Genomic DNA, 17,258 nt, shown 5'->3' on the forward strand with positions numbered 1-17,258 from the left:
CCGAGGGCCCCAGCCGCATATTCAGCCGCCGCTGCGCTTCCACGCGCCGGGACCGGGCGTCGGGCCGAGCCGAAGCTGCTGCCGCCGGACCCAGTGCCGGACGCTGGGCTTCTCGAGGCCAGCCTCTTCGGCCGACCCCAGGGAAAGGACGACGGCGGTCAGCGCCGCCAGCTCCTCGGGCGTCGGTTCTCCCTTGGTCACGGAGAAGAGCGGGGCTTCGGCAGGCTCTTTGGTTTCGCCAGGCTCAACCAGCGGGGCGTCGGCCGGCGGATCTTTCGGGCTCACAGCGGGATGTTTCCGTGCTTCTTGGTGGGGAGGCTGGCGCGCTTGTCACGGAGCGCCCGGAGTCCCTTGATGATCTGGACCCGGGTGTCCGAGGGGGCGATGACGGCGTCAACGTAGCCAAGCTGCGCGGCCTGGTAGGGGTTCAGCAGCTCCTCCTCGTACTGGCGGATGACCTCGGCGCGCTTGGCCTCGACGTCGCCGCCGGCTTCGGCCACGGCAGCAAGGTCGCGGCGGTAAAGGATGTTGACGGCACCCTGCGCACCCATGACACCGATCTGCGCGGTGGGCCAGGCGAGGTTCAGGTCGGCCCCGAGCTTCTTGGAGCCCATGACGATGTAGGCGCCCCCGTAGGCCTTCCGTGTGATCACGGTCAGCTTGGGCACGGTGGCTTCCGCGTAGGCGTACAGGAGCTTGGCGCCGCGGCGGATGATGCCCTGGAATTCCTGGTCCTTGCCCGGCAGGAAGCCGGGAACATCCACCAGCGTGATGATGGGAACGTTGAAGGCGTCGCAGTGCCGCACGAACCGGGCGGCCTTCTCGGAGGCCGAGATGTCCAGGGTGCCGGCGAACTGCATGGGCTGGTTGGCCACGATGCCCACGGTGTGGCCCTCGACCCGGCCGTAGCCGATCATCACGTTGGGGGCGTACAGCGACTGCATCTCCAGGAAATGGGCATCGTCGACGATCTGCTCGATGACCTTGCGCATGTCGTACGGCTGGTTGGCGGAGTCGGGGATCAGTGTGTCCAGGGCGCGGTCGTCGTCGTCGACCTCGAGTTCCTGCTGGTGCTCCAGGACCGGGGCTTCGGAAAGGTTGTTGGAGGGCAGGAAATCGAGGAGTTCCCGCACGAATTCGATGGCATCGGCTTCATCCGACGCCAGGTACGTGGACGTGCCGGTGGTCGCGTTGTGCTGGCGGGCGCCGCCGAGGGTTTCCATGTCCACGTCCTCGCCCGTGACGGTCTTGATGACGTCCGGGCCGGTGATGAACATGTGCGAGGTCTTGTCCACCATCACCACGTAGTCGGTCAGGGCGGGGGAGTAGGCGGCGCCGCCGGCGCACGGGCCCATGATCAGCGATATCTGGGGGACGACGCCGGATGCGTGCACGTTGTTGCGGAAGATGTCCGCAAACATCGCCAGCGAGGCCACGCCTTCCTGGATGCGGGCGCCGCCGCCGTCGTTGATGCCCACCACGGGGCAGCCGTTGCGCAGCGCGAATTCCTGGACCTTGACGATCTTTTCACCGTTGACCTGGCTCAGCGAACCTCCGTAAACGCTGAAGTCCTGGCTGTAGAGCGCCACGAGCCGGCCGTCCACCGTGCCGTAGCCGGACACCACGCCGTCGCCGAGCGGCTTCTTCCTCTCCATGCCAAAGGCCGTGGAGCGGTGCACCGCCAGGGCGTCGAACTCCACGAAGGATCCTTCGTCCACGAGGAGGTCGATGCGCTCGCGGGCCGTGTTCTTGCCGCGGGCATGCTGCTTCTCGACGGCTTCCGGGCCGGAGGGCTGCTCTGCACTGGCCTGGCGGTCGCGGAAATCGGCAATCTTTCCCGCCGTCGTGGTCAGATCGTGGCTCATGAATGTCTCCGGCTCTGTAGCTGATCGGTGCTGTAGCAGCGTAACGCGGGGCGCTGGGTGCAGGCTTAAGTAGCTTCCGCACAAATCCAAGGCCCCGATGGCTAGTCTAATGACGCTTATTCCCCGCACCGCTGTAGGGATCCTACAATTTTCGTCCGCGGCGTCGGCGAGATGACCAATGTTACTCGCCAGTAACATTAAGCGGCTAGAGTGTCCCTATGACTTCAAGCGACGATGCTTTCCACGCCCCGGCCACGCCCTACCGTGCCGCCGGTTCCCTGCAGGGCCGCACTATCCTGATGTCCGGCGGCAGCCGCGGGATCGGCCTCGCCATCGCCCTGCGCGCCGCCCGCGACGGCGCCAATGTGGTGCTGCTCGCCAAGACGGGGCAGCCCCACGCCAAACTCCAGGGCACAGTGTTCAGCGCCGCCGAAGCGCTGGAGGCCGCCGGCGGCAAGGCCCTGCCGCTCGTGGGGGACGTCCGCAATGACGAGGACGTGGCGCACGCCGTGACGGCCGCCGTTGAGCATTTCGGCGGGATCGACGTCGTCATCAACAACGCATCAGCAATCGATTTGTCCACCACGGACGCCGTGGACATGAAGCGGTACGACCTCATGCAGGACATCAACGTCCGCGGCACCTTCCTGCTATCCAAGCTGGCCCTGCCCGCACTTCGGAAGTCGGACGGCGGGCACATCCTCACGCTCTCGCCGCCGCTGAACCTTGATCCCAAATGGGCAGGCAAGCACCTGGCCTACACGATGGCCAAGTACGGCATGAGCCTGACCACGCTGGGCCTGGCGGAGGAACTCAAGGCCGACGGCGTCAGGGTCAACTCGCTCTGGCCCTGCACCCTGATTGACACCGCAGCCATCAGGAACATGCCCGGAGGGGACGCGATAGTCCGTGCGGCCCGCGGTCCGGAAATCATGGCGGACGCGGCGCACGCCGTGCTCACCGGCAGCAACCTCGCGGAGGGGACGGGCAGCCCCAGCGGAAACTTCTACACGGATGAACAGGTGCTGTCCGCGGCCGGAGTAACCGACTTCCGGCCCTACAGCCTGGGCGCGGACGAGGACAGCCTCGTCCCTGACATCTTCCTCTGACCGGTTGACCCGATCCGGCCGGCCGTTCCTGCCCGGTAACTCGATAGGATTCAACTATGGAAGCCGCACGCCCTGACGATAGCCGTGAACCGCAGGAGAACCTCACCGGAGCGAAGGGGCTGCCCGAGCGGCCCGCGCTGGACCGGGACGCGCTGTCCAGCGCCGAATTCCTGTCCGCCAACGGAATCGCGCAGCTGACGGTGGTAGACACCACTGGTTCCACCAACGCCGACCTCCTACGTGCGGTAACCGTGGACCCGAAAGCCTGGCCGGACCTGGCGGTCCTGACGGCGGAACACCAGACTGCGGCCCGCGGACGGCTGGACCGGGCGTGGGAAGCACCCGCCCGCAGCTCGGTCCTGGTCTCGGTGGTGCTGCGGCCCGTCAACGCCGACGGCCGGCCGCTGCCCACGCAGACCTACTCGTGGCTCTCCCTCCTGGCCGCGCTGGCGCTGCGCGATGCCTTGCTGGAGACGGCGGGAATCCCTGCCGAGCTCAAGTGGCCGAACGACGTCCTGGTCCGCGGCAGGAAGGTTGCCGGCATCCTGGCCCAGCTGGGGCCGATGGGCGACGGCTCCGTACCGCCCGTCATCCTGGGCACCGGCCTGAACGTCACGCTCACGGACTCCGAGCTCCCGGTTCCGACGGCCACGTCCGTGCAGCTTGAGGGTGCCGGGACCGTGGACCGGACCGTGCTCCTGAAGAGCTACCTGTCCCGGTTCTGCATGCTGTACCGCAGCTTCTGCAACGCCGACGGCGACCCCACGGCGGGGCTGGCTGGCGGACCGTCACTCCACAAGCGCGTGGAAGCCGTCATGGTGACACTGGGCAAGCAGGTCCGTGCCCAGCTGCCGGGCGACCACGAAATCATCGGCCACGCCACCCGGCTCGATGACTCCGGCTCGCTGCGGGTGGTGGATGCCGCCTCCCACGAACACGTGGTGACTGCCGGGGACGTGGTTCACCTGCGCCCCTGGACCCCGCCGGGGCAGTCCGCGGAAAGCGGCTATGCGTAAAGAACTCCTGCCGGGGGAGCAGGTCATTGTGATGACCCGCCCGCAGCCCAGGATGCTGTTTGTCCCGGCGGTAGTGTTCGTTCTGATGCCTGCCCTCGCCGCCTTTGCCAGCGCCTGGATCATCCGCGGCGGACTGTCCGGGCTGGTTCCGGCCGTGTCGGGCCAATGGACGTCCTGGCTGGTTGCGGCCTGCGTGCTGGCGGCCGTGTGGGTCCTGGCCGGCTATTGCCTGCCGAGGCTGATGCGGTGGCATGCAACCCGCTACTTCCTGACCAGCCAGCGGATCCTGGCCCGCTACGGCGTGCTGCGGCGGCGGGACCAGCAGGTCTTCCTGGCCTCAGTGCGTAATGTCACGGTTAGCCAGACGATGCTCCAGCGGATGTTGCGCTCCGGGAATATATCCTTGGATGCCGGGCACCAATTTAGCGCCGAGTTGCGGGACGTGCCGGAAGTTGCCACGTTCCACAGGTTCTTGCTGGATGCTATTGATGAGCTCCCGGATGAAGAAGTTTTTGGAATGGGCCATGCGCCGGAGGAATTCGACGCCGGTTTTCCGCGGGACATGAGAGAAGGTGGAAGAGATGAACGATGATGATCCGCGCAGCAGCCAGGAAACGGACACCGGCGAGGTGACCGACGCCGTCGTCGAAGCTCCGCACACCGGCACCCTCTCCGCGGAACGGATCGCGGCAAAAGCACTCGAGGCGCGCCTGCTGGGTGGCGAGCGCAAGCTGCGCCGCCGTGAGGTGGCCGCCGGCGCCGGACTCTCGCTGCTGTCGGCCCGGAAGCTGTGGCGCGCCCTGGGCTTCCCCAACCTCGGCGACGACGACGTAGCCTTCACCGAGCGCGACCAGGCCGCCCTGAACACCGTGGTGAACCAGGTCCGGTCAGGAAAGCTCACCGAAGACGCCGCCATCTCCGTCACCCGGGCCATCGGCCAGATGACGGACCGCATGGTGGTGTGGCAGATCGAGGCCCTCGTCGAGGACATGGTCCATGAGCAAGGGCTCACGGACGCCCAGGCCCGCAAGCGCCTGGTGCATGAACTTCCCGCGCTCGTGGAACCCCTTGAGGAAATGCTGGTCTACTCGTGGCGGCGCCAGCTCAACGCCGGCGTCCAGCGGCTGGCCGTCCGGGCCGAGGCCGGGCTGCAGGCCAGCGAGGAAGGCCGCGAAGGCGATGAGGACGACGCTCCGCTGCCCCTGGCGCGGGCCGTGGGCTTCGCCGACCTGGTGTCCTACACGAGCCTCTCCCGGCGGATGAACGAAAAAACCCTGGCCAAGCTGGTCCAGCGGTTCGAAAACAAATGCGCCGAGATCATTTCCGTGGGCGGTGGCCGCCTCGTGAAGACGGTGGGCGACGAAGTCCTCTACATCGCCGAAACCCCTGCTGCCGGCGCGGAAATTTCCCTGGCGCTGGCGGAGGCCTTTACCCGGGACGAAATCCTCCCCGAGGCCCGGGTGGCCATGGTCTGGGGGCGGATTCTGTCCCGCCTGGGAGACATCTACGGCCCCACCGTCAACCTCGCCGCCCGGCTCACCACCCTGGCAGATCCGGGAACGGTGCTGGTGGACTCCATGACCGCGGCAGCCCTGGACCAGGACGAGCGGTTCGTGCTGATTCCCCAGGACGTGGAGAACGTCCGCGGGTTTGGCGAGATCCAGCCGGTGGTGCTGGCCCGTGGCCAGGGCAAGGGCCTGGTCCTGGACTGAACCCGTAGCGGACCAGGTGCCGGAACGGGGGAGTCCTCCCCATCGCGCATCGCGGCGGCCGTGGGTAGGCTTGCGCGGGTAACGGGGAGTCCCGCACCGGGCCCTCCTTGGACAACCGCCTGCACCCATGTAATAGTCGAAACTCAGAATTATTCCGGCGTCTCAATGGGGGAGTGGCGGAGTGTCACGGCTCCTGATGAACATCAGGGCCAATAAGCCGCGCTCAGGCGGCTGTGATTTCGGGGGAATAAAAACGCTGTGTCAACTTTGTTCGGCAGGCTGGGGCTCAGGAACCGCCGCAACAAGCTCATCACCGGTACTGCGTTTTCTGCGGCAGCCGTCGCGCTTGTTGCCGGCGCCGTGATCTACCCGGGCTTCAAGACCACCGAGGTGGACTTGAACGACGGCGGCGTATGGGTGGTCAGCAAGGCACGCAACGCTGTGGGCAGGCTGAATTACCCCTCGCGGGTCCTGGACGGAGCGGTAACCCCGGCCAGCACCACCTTTGACGTCCTGCAGAACGCCGGCAAGGTGTTCGTCGATGACGAATCCGGCTCCACCCTGAACCAGTTGTCCGCCGCCAACATGAGGCTCGGCGGGGACAGACAGCTCCCCGGCTCGGCGCAGGTCAGCTTCGGGACCGAGGTCATTTCCGTCACGGACCCCGCCGCCGGCAAGATGTGGGCGATGTCCCCCACCACGGTCAATGCCTTCGACGAGGAATCCAGCGAGCCGGCAGTCGCCGGCTCCCAGGGGCTGGTGTCGGCGGTTGGCTCGGATGACCGGATCTACTCGGCGGATCCGAAAACGGGGCAGGTAACCGTCACCGCCGTGGACGCCTCCGGCCAGCCTACCGCCACGGAATCCAGCACCTGGGACGGCCTGAAGGGCGCCGGCGACCTCCAGCTGGCCGTGGTGGGGGACCAGCCTGTAGTCCTTGACGCCGCCGCCGGCCGGCTGTTCCTTCCGGGCGGCCGTGAGCTGGCGCTGGCGGACGCGAGGGAAGCGAAACTCCAGCAGTCGGGCCCGGCGTCGGACTCCGTGGCCCTGGCCACACCCAAGGCGCTTGTGAAGCAGCCGCTGGACGGCTCGACGGCGAAGACCGTCACCTCCGGCGGGCAGGGCGTGCCGGCCGCGCCCGTGCAGCTGGGCGGCTGCACTCACGCCGCGTGGTCCGGCGTGAACAAGTACGTGCGGGACTGCGCCAACGACGCGGACGACAAGAACGTCGCCGTGCCCAAGGCAAGTGCGTCGCCGAGCTACGTGTTCCGTGTCAACCGGGACCTCGTGGTGCTGAACGACGTGAATTCGGGGAATGTGTGGCTCGTCAACCAGAACATGCAGCTGGTCAATAACTGGGACGACGTGGTTCCGCCGAAGAACCAGGCCGATGACCAGGACGAGGAATCAGCGGACGACAACACCAGCAACATCCTGCCGGACCGCACCAAACCGAACCGGCCGCCGGAAACCAAGCCCGACGTCGTCGGCGTCCGGCCCGGCCGCACCACGGTCCTGAGCGTGCTGGACAACGACTCGGACCCCGACGGCGACGTCCTCACCGCGTCGGTGGGGAACGAGGGCCCCGCAGCGGGCAGCCTCGAGAGCATCCACGGCGGATCGGCGTTCCAGATCGCCGTCCCCGCGGACGCCGCGCCCGGAACCGAGACGTTCGACTACAGCGCGGCGGACGGCCGCGGCCTTTCCGCCGGCGGCAAGGTGACCCTGAACGTGGTGGGTCCCGACGAGAACAGGCCGCCCGCGTTCAAGCGGAGCGATCCCACCACCCTGCTCGTGGAGCAGGGGAAGACGGTCAGCCAGAACATCCTGACGGACTGGGCGGATCCCGACGGCGACGACCTCGTCCTCATGTCCGCCACCGCCGACAATGAACAGGACCAGGTGAAGGTCCGGCGCGACGGGCTGCTCACCTATCAGGACTCCGGGGCCTCGGCCGGCAAGAAAAGCGTCACCGTGTCCGTGTGGGACGGACAGGGCACCTCCACCGGAAAAGTCGTGGTGAACGTGCAGCCGCCGGGCGCACTGGCGCCGGTGGTGAACTCCGACCACGTGACCGCCGTCGTCGGCCAGGACCTGGTCATCGCACCGCTGAAGAACGACGTCGACCCCAACGGCGGCGCCCTCCGGCTCGCCCAGGTGGAGGCCGGCGGTCCCGCCGAACTCGGTCCCGTCACCGACGGCGGCACGGTCACCTTCCGCAGCCGGACGCCCGGGCCCGTCTACCTGACGTACATTGCGAGCAACGGTCCCCAGAGCAGCCAGGGCCTCATCCGGGTGGACGTCGAATCCGGCAAGGACACGGGAAAGCCTGTGGCCGTCCATGACGTGGCCCTGCTGCCGGTGGGCGGCAGCGTGCTCCTGGACCCCCTGGCCAACGATTCCGATCCCTCCGGCGGCGTCCTGGTGCTCCAGTCCGTCTCGCTGCCGGAAAATGCCACCGCCTCGGTCAGCGTCATTGACCACAGCGTCCTGCGGATCACCGACATCGCCGGAACCAAGGACCCCTTCGTGTTCCGCTACACCATGTCCAACGGCCGGGATTCAGCCACCGGAAGCGTGTCCGTGGTGCCGGTTCCCGCCCCGGCCGTGGTGGAAGCTCCGCAGCCCAAACCCGATGAGATCAACGTCCGCGTCAACGACGTGGCCACCATCCCCGTCCTGGACAACGACACCCACCCGCAGGGCGAAAAGCTGAGCGTCGATCCGGTCCTCCCGCAGGCCGTGCCCGCCGAGGACGGCAGGAGCTTCGTTTCGGAAAACACCCTCCGGTTCATCGCCGGCGGCCAGCCGAAGACCGTCCGGGCGATCTACAACGCGGTGGACCCCCAGGGCCAGAAGAGCGCGGCTGCCGTCACCATCCATATTCTTCCGCTCGAGGGCGCCGAGAACTCCCGCCCGCAGCCCAGGAACCTCACGGCCAGGGTGGTTGCGGCCGGCACGGTCCGGATCCCGGTGCCGCTGGACGGCATCGATCCCGACGGCGACTCCGTCCAGCTGACCGGAATCGACAGCACGCCCGCCATGGGCACCGCGACGGCCGGAAGCAACTTCATCGACTTTGTCGCAGCCGGGGACGGAGCCGGAACCGATTCCTTCCGGTACAAGGTGGTGGACCGGCAGGGTGCGGTGAACACCGGCACCGTGACCGTGGGCATCGCGCCCCGCGGCGACACGAACCAGAAGCCCACGCCCGTGGATGACGAAGTCAAGGTACGCCCCGGCCGGCAGATCGCCGTCGACGCGACCGGAAACGACACCGACCCCGACGGTGACCTGATCCGCATCCTCAGTGACGGCATCGAAGCGGACGCCGCACTGAAGGCGCAGGTCAGCAAGCAAAGCGGACGCATCATCCTGCAGGCTCCGGCTGCCGAAGGCACCGTCAACGTCCGGTACACCGTTGCCGACGAGCGGGGCGCCTCCGCCCAGGCGGCCATCCGGGTGGTGGTGGACAGCAAGGTCCCGCTGCAGGGGCCCATTGCCCGGGATGACCGGGTGACCTCCGCCCAGACCCTCGGCAAGACCGCCGTCGACGTTCCCGTCCTCAAGAACGATGAGGATCCCGACGGCGTGGGCGAGAACCTGAAGGTGGCCAGCGGCGCCGAAACGGCCCGCCCCGGGGCGGACGGCAACATGATCGTCGAACTGACCGAGCAGCCGCAGCTGGTGCCGTACACGGTTGAGGATGTGGACGGCAAGACGTCCACCGCCATCATCTGGGTGCCGGGCATCGGGCAGCAGGTGCCGACCCTCGCCAAGGACGATGTGCTCGAGGTCGTTGCCGGCCAGTCCGTCACCGCCGACCTCGCCGAGTGGGTGAAGGTGCGCGAAGGCCGCTCGCCCCGCCTGACCCAGACTGACCGGATCAAGCTGATCGGAGCGGACGGCGCCGACCCCGTGGCGAACGGCGGCACCGCCATCACGTACACCGCGGGCAAGGACTACGTGGGCCCGGGGTCCATCAGCTTTGAAGTGACGGACGGCACCGGTCCCGACGATGCTGCCGGACTCAAGTCCACCCTGAGCATCCGCACCAAGGTGCTGCCGGACCCCAACCGGAACAACCCGCCCACGCTGCTGGGCGGCGCGGTGGACGTGCCGCTGGGAGATTCCGCCGCAACCGATCTGGCCAAGCTGACGTCCGACCCCGACGCCGACGACTTAAGGAACATGAAGTACGAGGTCCTCGGCGCGGCTCCGCAGGGCTTCAACGCGGACATCGACGGCGCGTCCCTCAAGGTCTCGGCGAAGGACGGCGTGCGTCCGGGCGAGGACGGCTCCGTGCAGGTCCGGGCGAAGGACCCGCGCGGGCTGGAAGCCGTCGCCACGTTCCGCCTCTCCGTCACTGCCTCCAACCGCGCCAAGGCCATGGCCAACGACGACATCGAGGCCGATGCGGCGGCCGGCAAGCCCGTGACGGTGAAGGTGCTGGCGAACGACTCCAACCCCTTCCCGGACGTGCCCCTCAAGATCCTGGGCGTGGCGACCGAAACCGGCCAGGGCTCTGCCGCCATCTCGGGGGACTCGGTGACCGTCACGCCGTCGGCCGGATTTTCCGGAACGCTCATTGTGTCCTACACCGTGGCGGACAAGACCGACGAAGCGTCCCGGTACGCCACGGCCCGGATCCGGCTGACGGTCAAGGACAAGCCGCTGGCGCCCACCACGCCGCAGGCCCAGAGCGTCGGCGACCAGACAGCCCTGCTGAACTGGACCGCGCCCGCGGACCGCGGCTCACCCATCACCAAGTACACGGTCTACGGCGAGGGCGGCTACCGGCAGGACTGCCCGGCCAACTCGTGCACCCTGAACAACCTGGTGAACAACACCAAATACCACTTCCAGGTGACGGCCACGAACGACTTCGGCGAGTCCGAACGTTCACCCGTTTCAGCCGAGGTCCGCCCCGACGTCAAGCCCGACGCCCCTCTTGCTCCGGCGATGAAGTTCGGCGACAAACAGCTCACCATCACGTGGAAGGCACCGGCCAGCAAGGGCTCGCCGGTCAAGTCCTACGACCTCGAGATCTCGCCGGCGCCCAACGGTCAGAACGCGCAGGTCCAGAACCTCACGGCCGCCGCCTACGTCTGGAAGGGCCTTCAAAACGGCGTTGCCTACAAAGTGCGCGTCCTGGCCAGGAACGACGCCAAGGACCCTTCTGAATGGAGCGCCTACTCCGCCGCGGAAACACCCGCCGGAGTCCCCGTGACACCGGCCGCGCCGACAGTCTCCGGCGCCGGCTCCGTGGGCAACCAAAGCCAGCTGCAGGTGAACTGGACGGCACCCAACAACAACGGTGACGCAGTGTCCGCCTACACGCTGACAACGTTGCGCGGAGGGACGGCGGTCAAGAGCCAGCAGGTGGCCTCCGGAACGTCCCTGAACGTTTCGGTGGCAAACTCCGAAACCGACTACACGTTCACCGTGTCGGCCACCAACAAGGCGGGAACGTCCGGGACCAGCGCCCAGTCCGCGCCCATACGTGCTGCAGGAAAGCCGGGAACGGTAAACAGCGGCAGCGTGCGCGCGCCGGGAAACAGCGGGCAGCTGGACGTGACGTTCACGCCACTGACCGAAGCCCAGCGCAACGGCTCCCAGGCCGATGAAATCCGCTACCGCTGGTCCACCGCGTACGGTTCAGGCCCGATCAATGCCGGCGGCGGAACCATCACGAACCAGCCCAACGGCAGGACCGTGACGGTCAACATCATCGCCACGTCCATCAAGAACAACGTGTCCGGGGACGCCAAGGCGATCGGATCGGCAGTGCCGTACGGGCCGCCCGGCGCGCCGGCCGTTTCAGGCGAAACGTCCCCCAAGGGAGACCCCCAGGTGCACTGGACCTGGACCGCACCTAACAACAACGGGCGGCCCATCAACCGCTACGAGGTCAACTATGACGGCACCGGCTTCAAGTCCGTGGGCCTGACCCGGCAGTACAACCACTCCGGCGGCGGCTGGGGCCAGCGGCATACCCTGGCGGTCCGAGCCTGCAACGGCACCAACGGGATCAAGGACTGCGGCACGGCGGACTCCGCGGCCTCAACGTCGGGGGCCGATCCCACGCCGCCGCTCACCGAAGTCAGGGTCAAGCGGAGCGACAACAACAGCTGCCCGGGCAAGCCCGGCGTCGCGGACCGCTACAACGCTGCGACGCGCAGCTGCGGAGGCAGCGACGCCAACTGGGTGTCCTATTCGGACGGCTGGATCGCCACGCCGTGCTGGGCGGACATCTACAACAACAACGGCCGCTGGTACCTGATGAACGGCGGGCCGCACTCCGGCTGGTACGTCAAGGGCGTCACGGTGGACGTGAGGGGACCTGGCGTTGGCCAGTGCTGATCCCGGGGAGCCATCCCATGACGAACCAATGAACCGCCCCGGAATTGCCGGAAACTATGCGCCACACAGAAACTTTGCGCCACACAGAAGAGGAACCAACTCATGACCATGACCACCGAGCAGGCCGCCTGGTTTGCAGGCACGTTCGAAAAGCTCGTTGCCAACGTGGGCCAGGCCGTCCTGGGCAAGGCACACGTCATCCGCCTGACGTTCACCGCCATGCTGGCCGAAGGCCATGTGCTGTTCGAGGACGCACCGGGAACGGGCAAGACATCTCTGGCGCGCGCGCTGGCCGCCACCGTCAAGGGGTCCAACAACCGTATCCAGTTCACTCCGGACCTGCTGCCCTCAGATGTGACCGGTGTGACCATCTACGACCAGAAGACCCAGAAGTTCGAATTCCACAAGGGCCCGATCTTCAACAACATCGTTCTCGCCGATGAAATCAACCGCGCCTCGCCCAAGACGCAGTCGGCGCTCCTGGAAGTCATGGAGGAATCCCGCGTCACCGTGGACGGCACCACGTACGAGGCGGGACGCCCCTTCATGGTGATGGCCACCCAGAACCCGATCGAGCAGGCCGGCACATACCGTCTGCCCGAAGCCCAGCTGGACCGGTTCCTGATCAAGACGTCCATCGGCTACCCGGACCACGCCTCCACCGTCCAGTTGCTCGGCGGCGCCAACCTGAAGGACCGGTCCCGGGACCTGCAGCCGGTCATCACCACGCAGGCCGTGGCGGACATGGCCGACCTCGCGGCCACCACGCACGTGGACACCGCCGTGCTGGAGTACATCTCCCGGCTCTGCGAGGAGACGCGGAACGCCCCGGAGACGCGGCTGGGAGTGTCCGTCCGCGGTGCCCTCGCCATGGTCCGGGCGGCCAAGGTCTGGGCAGCCAGCCAAGGGCGCAATTTCGTCCTGCCGGACGACATCAAGGACCTCGCGGCGGTCGTCTGGACGCACCGGTTCGTGATGGACCCCGAGGCCGAGTTCTCCGGTGCGACGGCCGACGCCGTGCTCGCCCGGGTGCTGGCCGACGTCGCAGCGCCGCAGCAGCGCGCGACCGTCTGATACGCGGTATCCGGCCCGCTGCCACCGCTCCGCCACCCACCGAAGCATCGCTAACAAAGGTTCCAACATGTCCACCGGCACCCCGCTCACCAGGCTTGCTGACCGCTCGCGGCCGCCCTTCGGCAAGGACGGCATGCCCTCCGCCAAAGGCAGCCGGCTCCACCGCCCGGCGGTGTGGCGCGAGGCCGGCAGCACCGCCGGACAGGCGCTGGCCCCTGCCTGGCGCGCCGTCCGCGGTTTTTGGGAGCGCCACATCGGTCCCGTGCTCTCCGTGGTGAGCGTCCTGGGCTGGTCCGTGCTGGGGGCGTCGGCGTTCCTCTGGACTGCCGGTCACGCCTACGGCTGGCAGGAAGCCAAGGCCGCGGCGGTCGCAGCGCTGGTGCTCTTCCTCATCGCGGTCGGCTTCATCCTGGGGCGGTCCTCGTACGGCGTCCTGCTGGATCTCGCCCGGACCAGGGTGGCCGTGGGGGACAGCGCCGTGGGCAGCATCGCCGTCTCCAACACGTCCGCACGGCCACTCCTGCCCGCCGACCTGGAACTGCCGGTGGGCGGAGCGACGGCCGTCTTCCACCTGCCCCGCATGAAGCCGCAACAGGTGCACGAGGACCTCTTCACCATCCCCACGGCACGCCGGGCCGTCATCGTGGTGGGCCCCGTGCGTTCCGTCCGCGCCGACCCGCTGCACCTCCTGCGCCGCCAGGTGCTCTGGACCGAGCCCGAGGACCTCTACGTCCATCCGCGGACGGTGGCCTTGGCAGGTTCCGCCGCCGGCTTCATCCGCGACCTGGAGGGCATGCCCACCACCGATCTCTCCAGTGCGGACGTCTCCTTCCACGCCCTGCGCGATTACGTGCCCGGTGATGACCGCCGGCACATCCACTGGAAAACCACGGCCCGGACCAACAAGCTCATGGTGCGTCAGTTCGAAGAAACACGCCGGGCCCACCTTGCCATTTCGCTGTCCATCAACACCGACGAATACGCCTCCGAGCACGAGTTCGAGCTGGCCATCTCCGCCGCCGCCTCCATCGGCCGCCAGGCCATCCGCGAGCAGCGCGAACTGGACGTCCTGACCCAGGCGGGCCCGCTCCGCTGCGAAACCGGCCGCAACATGCTCGATGACATGACCCGGATTGTCGGCGCCCCGCAGCGGAAGACCGCCGTCGACCTTGCCCGGACGCTGGCCGACACCGTCCCCAACGCCTCCGTCGTCTTCTTCGTGGTGGGCAGCCAGGTGAAGCCCGCCCAGCTCCGCTCTGCCGCGGCCTCGGTGCCGCCCGGCGTGCGCAGCATCGCCGTGCGGCTCGACGCCGGTGCGGCCCCGGCACGTGCCAACATCGCCGACCTCACGGTGCTGACCCTCGGCGACCTCTCCGACCTTCCCGCCGTCCTCCGAAAGGCTGCCGCATGAGCCAGGCACCCGGCCTCCGCCCGCGGCGGCAGGTTCCGTCCGCGCCGCCCTCGGCCTTCGCCAGCGGCCAGCCGCGGTGGCATTTCCTGCTCGACGGCGGCGCACTCACCGTGCTGCTCGGGCTGGGCGTCCTCGGCTTCAGCCTCAGCTTCGGCGGCGACCCGTACTACCTGGTGGCGGGCTTCGGCGGGATCATCCTCGGCCTGGCCGTCTCCGCCTGCAGCGCGCATTTCCGGCTGGGCCTCCTGATCACCACGGCCCTGGCTCTAGGTTCCTATCTGGTCCTCGGCACCGCCCTGGCTGTGCCCGGCGCAGCCATCGCGGGCGTCATCCCGAGCCCGGAATCGCTGCGCACGCTCCTGCTCGGGGTGGTGTTCTCGTGGAAGGACATGCTCACGGTGGGGGTCCCCGTGGGAACGGCGGGCGGGGTGCTGATCGTCCCCTTCCTGAGTTCGCTCATCGCCGCGGCGGTTGCTGGGGTGCTGACCTGGCGGGTCAGGAGCCCCTACTGGCCCCTCCTGCCGGTGCTGGCCCTGTTCGTCACCGGCATCGCGTTCAGCACCAATGCCGGGTTCCTCACCGTGGAACGGGGCACCGCCCTGACGGTCGTGGGCATTGCCTGGGCCACGTTCCGCCGGGACTGCCTGCGCCGCACCGACACCCGCAAGGTCTCGGTCAACCGTCCCCAGCACGACGCCGATACCGCCGGCCGGGCGCGGCTGCGGCGCCTGGCAGCCGGGGCCGCCGTCATAGCCGCCACCGTGGGCATCACGGCCGTCGTGTCGCCGCTGTTCGCCGCCGGCGACGAACGCAAAGTCCTGCGGAACGTCGTCGTGCCGCCGTTTGACTCCAAGGACTACGTCACGCCGCTGGCGAGCTTCCGCAACTTCGTCAAGGACAAGAAGGACGACGCCCTGTTCGTCGTCAAGGGTCTCCCCAAGGACGCCCGGGTCAGGCTCGGGGCCCTGGACGCCTTCAACGGCACCAATTACACGATGGACCCGAACGGCTCAGGCAACTTCAGCAAGGTGGGCGACGCAAAGTCGATCAACACCCTCGCCGATACCGCGGCATCGGTGCCCACCAACGACTACACGCTGGACATCACGGTCGAGGACTATCAGGGCTACTTCGTCCCCGGCGGCAGGAAAACCACCGGCCTCAGCTTCGCCACGGGCTCGTCCAACGCAGCCGCGGGGCTGTACTTCAATTCCGGAACCGACACGGCAGTCACCACCAAGGGCCTGTCCCAGGGCGATTCCTACAGCGTCCAGGTTTCGGACCCGGTGAAACTGGAGCACGGCCAGCTGACGCAGTACGACTTTGCCAAGGTCACGCTCCCGGATGCCGCGGAGGTCCCGCCGGTGGTGGGCGCCCAAGCCAACGACCTCGCGGCCGACGCGCCCACGGCCATCGACCGGGTCCGGCAGATCGAGGCCCATTTCCAGAAGAAGGGCGCCTTCAGCAACGGGCTCATCGCCGACGGTCAGCTCCCCAGCGTGTCCGGCCACGGCGCGGCGCGCATCCGGGACCTGCTGACCGCCAAGCAGATGCTGGGCGACGACGAACAGTATGCCGTGGCCATGTCCCTCATGCTGCGGCACCTGGGCATCCCCTCCCGCGTCGTCATGGGCTTCTACCCGGACCCGAAGAGCCCGGAAAACGGCGCAGGTGAAGTCAGGATCCTGGGCAAGGATGTCCACGCGTGGGTCGAGGTTGCCTTCGACCGCGTCGGCTGGGTCACGTTCGATCCCACGCCGCCCAAGGACAACATCCCCATTCCGCCGGACCCCGAAAGCAAGTCCAAGCCCAAACCCCAGGTCCTGCAGCCGCCGCCCCCGCCGCAGGAACCGGCCGACCTCCCGCCGGACTCCTCGCCTGACGCGCTGGACGCGGACGAGAAGAAGAACAATCCGTGGCTCTTCTGGGGTCCCATCCTCAGCGCCATCGGCATCGGCCTGATTCCGGTCGGAATCCTGACCCTGCCGCTGCTGGTCATTGCCCTGCTCAAGTCGCGGCGGAGGAAGTCCCGTTTCGCTGAGGGGCACCCGGCACAGCGGGTCGGGGGCGGATGGAACGAAGTCCTCAGCCTGGCCACGGACATGGGCGCGGCTGTTGACGGCCGCGCCACGCGGCGGGAGACGGCAGCCGTTGTGGCGGAGGCGTTTCCGGCGACCGGCACCACCACCACGATGCTGGCACACCGGGCGGACGCTTCCATCTTCGGGGCGGGCCAGCCCAGCGAGGACGAGGTCCGGGAGTACTGGGAGATCGTGGACGGTTCGCTCAAGGAAATCACCGGCACAGTCGGGTTCTGGCGGCGCCAGCAGGCACGGTTCTCGCCGCGGTCCTTGCTGGCCGATGCCCGGGCCGCCCTGAATTCCCGCGGCGATAATGCACGGACGGCCCTGAATCCTCGGGCCGTCCTGAAGGCACCAGCTGCCCTGCGGGCACGCTTCCGGGGACGGAACGCGTCCAAGGGCGGAGCCGGCGATGAGTGACAGGGTGGAGCGGTGCGTGCACTGCCGTCAGCCTGTCCGCACCGGGGCAACCTACTGCGGTGCGTGCGGGGCGCCCCTGGCGAACCGCGGCGGCCGCGCCGTTCGCGGGTCCAGCGGCGGTGCCCGGTCCGACCTGACCGGGCACAACAGTGTGGGCGGCGCCGAAACCCGGGCCGCGCCGCACGCCGGGCCGATTCCCGGTAGCAT

Annotated in this window: 10 protein-coding genes; 8 read left to right on the forward strand and 2 right to left on the reverse strand. The window is 68.1% G+C overall.

Annotated elements, in window-relative coordinates; all coding sequences use genetic code 11:
- Positions 1-21: 21 nt before the first annotated feature.
- Positions 22-285, reverse strand: coding sequence for an acyl-CoA carboxylase subunit epsilon (locus ABFP37_RS00905; RefSeq protein WP_347032462.1), 264 nt, complete (start codon positions 283-285; stop codon positions 22-24).
- Positions 282-1,865 (reverse strand): acyl-CoA carboxylase subunit beta, encoded by a 1,584-nt coding sequence (locus ABFP37_RS00910; protein ID WP_347032463.1) that lies wholly within the window; start codon positions 1,863-1,865, stop codon positions 282-284. The genes ABFP37_RS00905 and ABFP37_RS00910 overlap by 4 nt, the downstream gene beginning before the upstream one ends.
- A gap of 218 nt (positions 1,866-2,083) precedes the next feature.
- Here ABFP37_RS00910 and ABFP37_RS00915 point away from each other — a divergent pair, with 218 nt between their 5' ends.
- From ABFP37_RS00915 to ABFP37_RS00950, 8 genes are all read left to right on the forward strand, one after another.
- Positions 2,084-2,974 (forward strand): NAD(P)-dependent oxidoreductase, encoded by an 891-nt coding sequence (locus tag ABFP37_RS00915; RefSeq protein ID WP_078030043.1) that lies wholly within the window; start codon positions 2,084-2,086, stop codon positions 2,972-2,974.
- Between the two features lie 56 nt (positions 2,975-3,030).
- Positions 3,031-3,990: a biotin--[acetyl-CoA-carboxylase] ligase gene (locus tag ABFP37_RS00920; protein ID WP_078030042.1), complete on the forward strand. Its 960-nt coding sequence runs from the start codon at positions 3,031-3,033 to the stop codon at positions 3,988-3,990.
- Positions 3,983-4,582: a PH domain-containing protein gene (locus ABFP37_RS00925; protein WP_078030041.1), complete on the forward strand. Its 600-nt coding sequence runs from the start codon at positions 3,983-3,985 to the stop codon at positions 4,580-4,582. The genes ABFP37_RS00920 and ABFP37_RS00925 overlap by 8 nt, the downstream gene beginning before the upstream one ends.
- Positions 4,572-5,702: an adenylate/guanylate cyclase domain-containing protein gene (locus ABFP37_RS00930; protein ID WP_078030040.1), complete on the forward strand. Its 1,131-nt coding sequence runs from the start codon at positions 4,572-4,574 to the stop codon at positions 5,700-5,702. Before ABFP37_RS00925 ends, ABFP37_RS00930 begins: the two co-directional genes overlap by 11 nt.
- Before the next feature lie 258 nt (positions 5,703-5,960).
- Positions 5,961-12,065 carry an Ig-like domain-containing protein gene (locus tag ABFP37_RS00935; protein WP_347032464.1) on the forward strand — a complete coding sequence of 2,035 codons (6,105 nt, stop codon included), beginning with the start codon at positions 5,961-5,963 and terminating at the stop codon, positions 12,063-12,065.
- Positions 12,066-12,167: 102 nt separating this feature from the next.
- On the forward strand, positions 12,168-13,139 hold the full coding sequence (locus tag ABFP37_RS00940) for a MoxR family ATPase (RefSeq protein ID WP_347032465.1): 972 nt from the start codon (positions 12,168-12,170) through the stop codon (positions 13,137-13,139).
- A 67-nt stretch (positions 13,140-13,206) separates the two neighbouring features.
- Positions 13,207-14,550 carry a DUF58 domain-containing protein gene (locus ABFP37_RS00945; protein ID WP_078030037.1) on the forward strand — a complete coding sequence of 448 codons (1,344 nt, stop codon included), beginning with the start codon at positions 13,207-13,209 and terminating at the stop codon, positions 14,548-14,550.
- Positions 14,547-17,051, forward strand: a complete 2,505-nt coding sequence (locus ABFP37_RS00950; RefSeq protein WP_347032466.1) for a transglutaminase domain-containing protein — start codon at positions 14,547-14,549, stop codon at positions 17,049-17,051. The genes ABFP37_RS00945 and ABFP37_RS00950 overlap by 4 nt, the downstream gene beginning before the upstream one ends.
- The last annotated feature ends 207 nt before the right edge of the window (positions 17,052-17,258 follow it).

Source organism: Burkholderia sp. RS01, from assembly GCF_039748055.1.
In the GTDB taxonomy this organism is placed as follows: Bacteria; Actinomycetota; Actinomycetes; order Actinomycetales; family Micrococcaceae; genus Arthrobacter.

Coding starts and splice junctions, on each gene's coding strand:
- ABFP37_RS00950 (WP_347032466.1), top strand. CDS start 14,547: ATGAGCCAGGCACCCGGCCTCCGCCCGCGGCGGCAGGTTCCGTCCGCG.
- ABFP37_RS00940 (WP_347032465.1), top strand. CDS start 12,168: ATGACCATGACCACCGAGCAGGCCGCCTGGTTTGCAGGCACGTTCGAA.
- ABFP37_RS00915 (WP_078030043.1), top strand. CDS start 2,084: ATGACTTCAAGCGACGATGCTTTCCACGCCCCGGCCACGCCCTACCGT.
- ABFP37_RS00920 (WP_078030042.1), top strand. CDS start 3,031: ATGGAAGCCGCACGCCCTGACGATAGCCGTGAACCGCAGGAGAACCTC.
- ABFP37_RS00930 (WP_078030040.1), top strand. CDS start 4,572: ATGAACGATGATGATCCGCGCAGCAGCCAGGAAACGGACACCGGCGAG.
- ABFP37_RS00925 (WP_078030041.1), top strand. CDS start 3,983: ATGCGTAAAGAACTCCTGCCGGGGGAGCAGGTCATTGTGATGACCCGC.
- ABFP37_RS00910 (WP_347032463.1), bottom strand. CDS start 1,865: ATGAGCCACGATCTGACCACGACGGCGGGAAAGATTGCCGATTTCCGC.
- ABFP37_RS00945 (WP_078030037.1), top strand. CDS start 13,207: ATGTCCACCGGCACCCCGCTCACCAGGCTTGCTGACCGCTCGCGGCCG.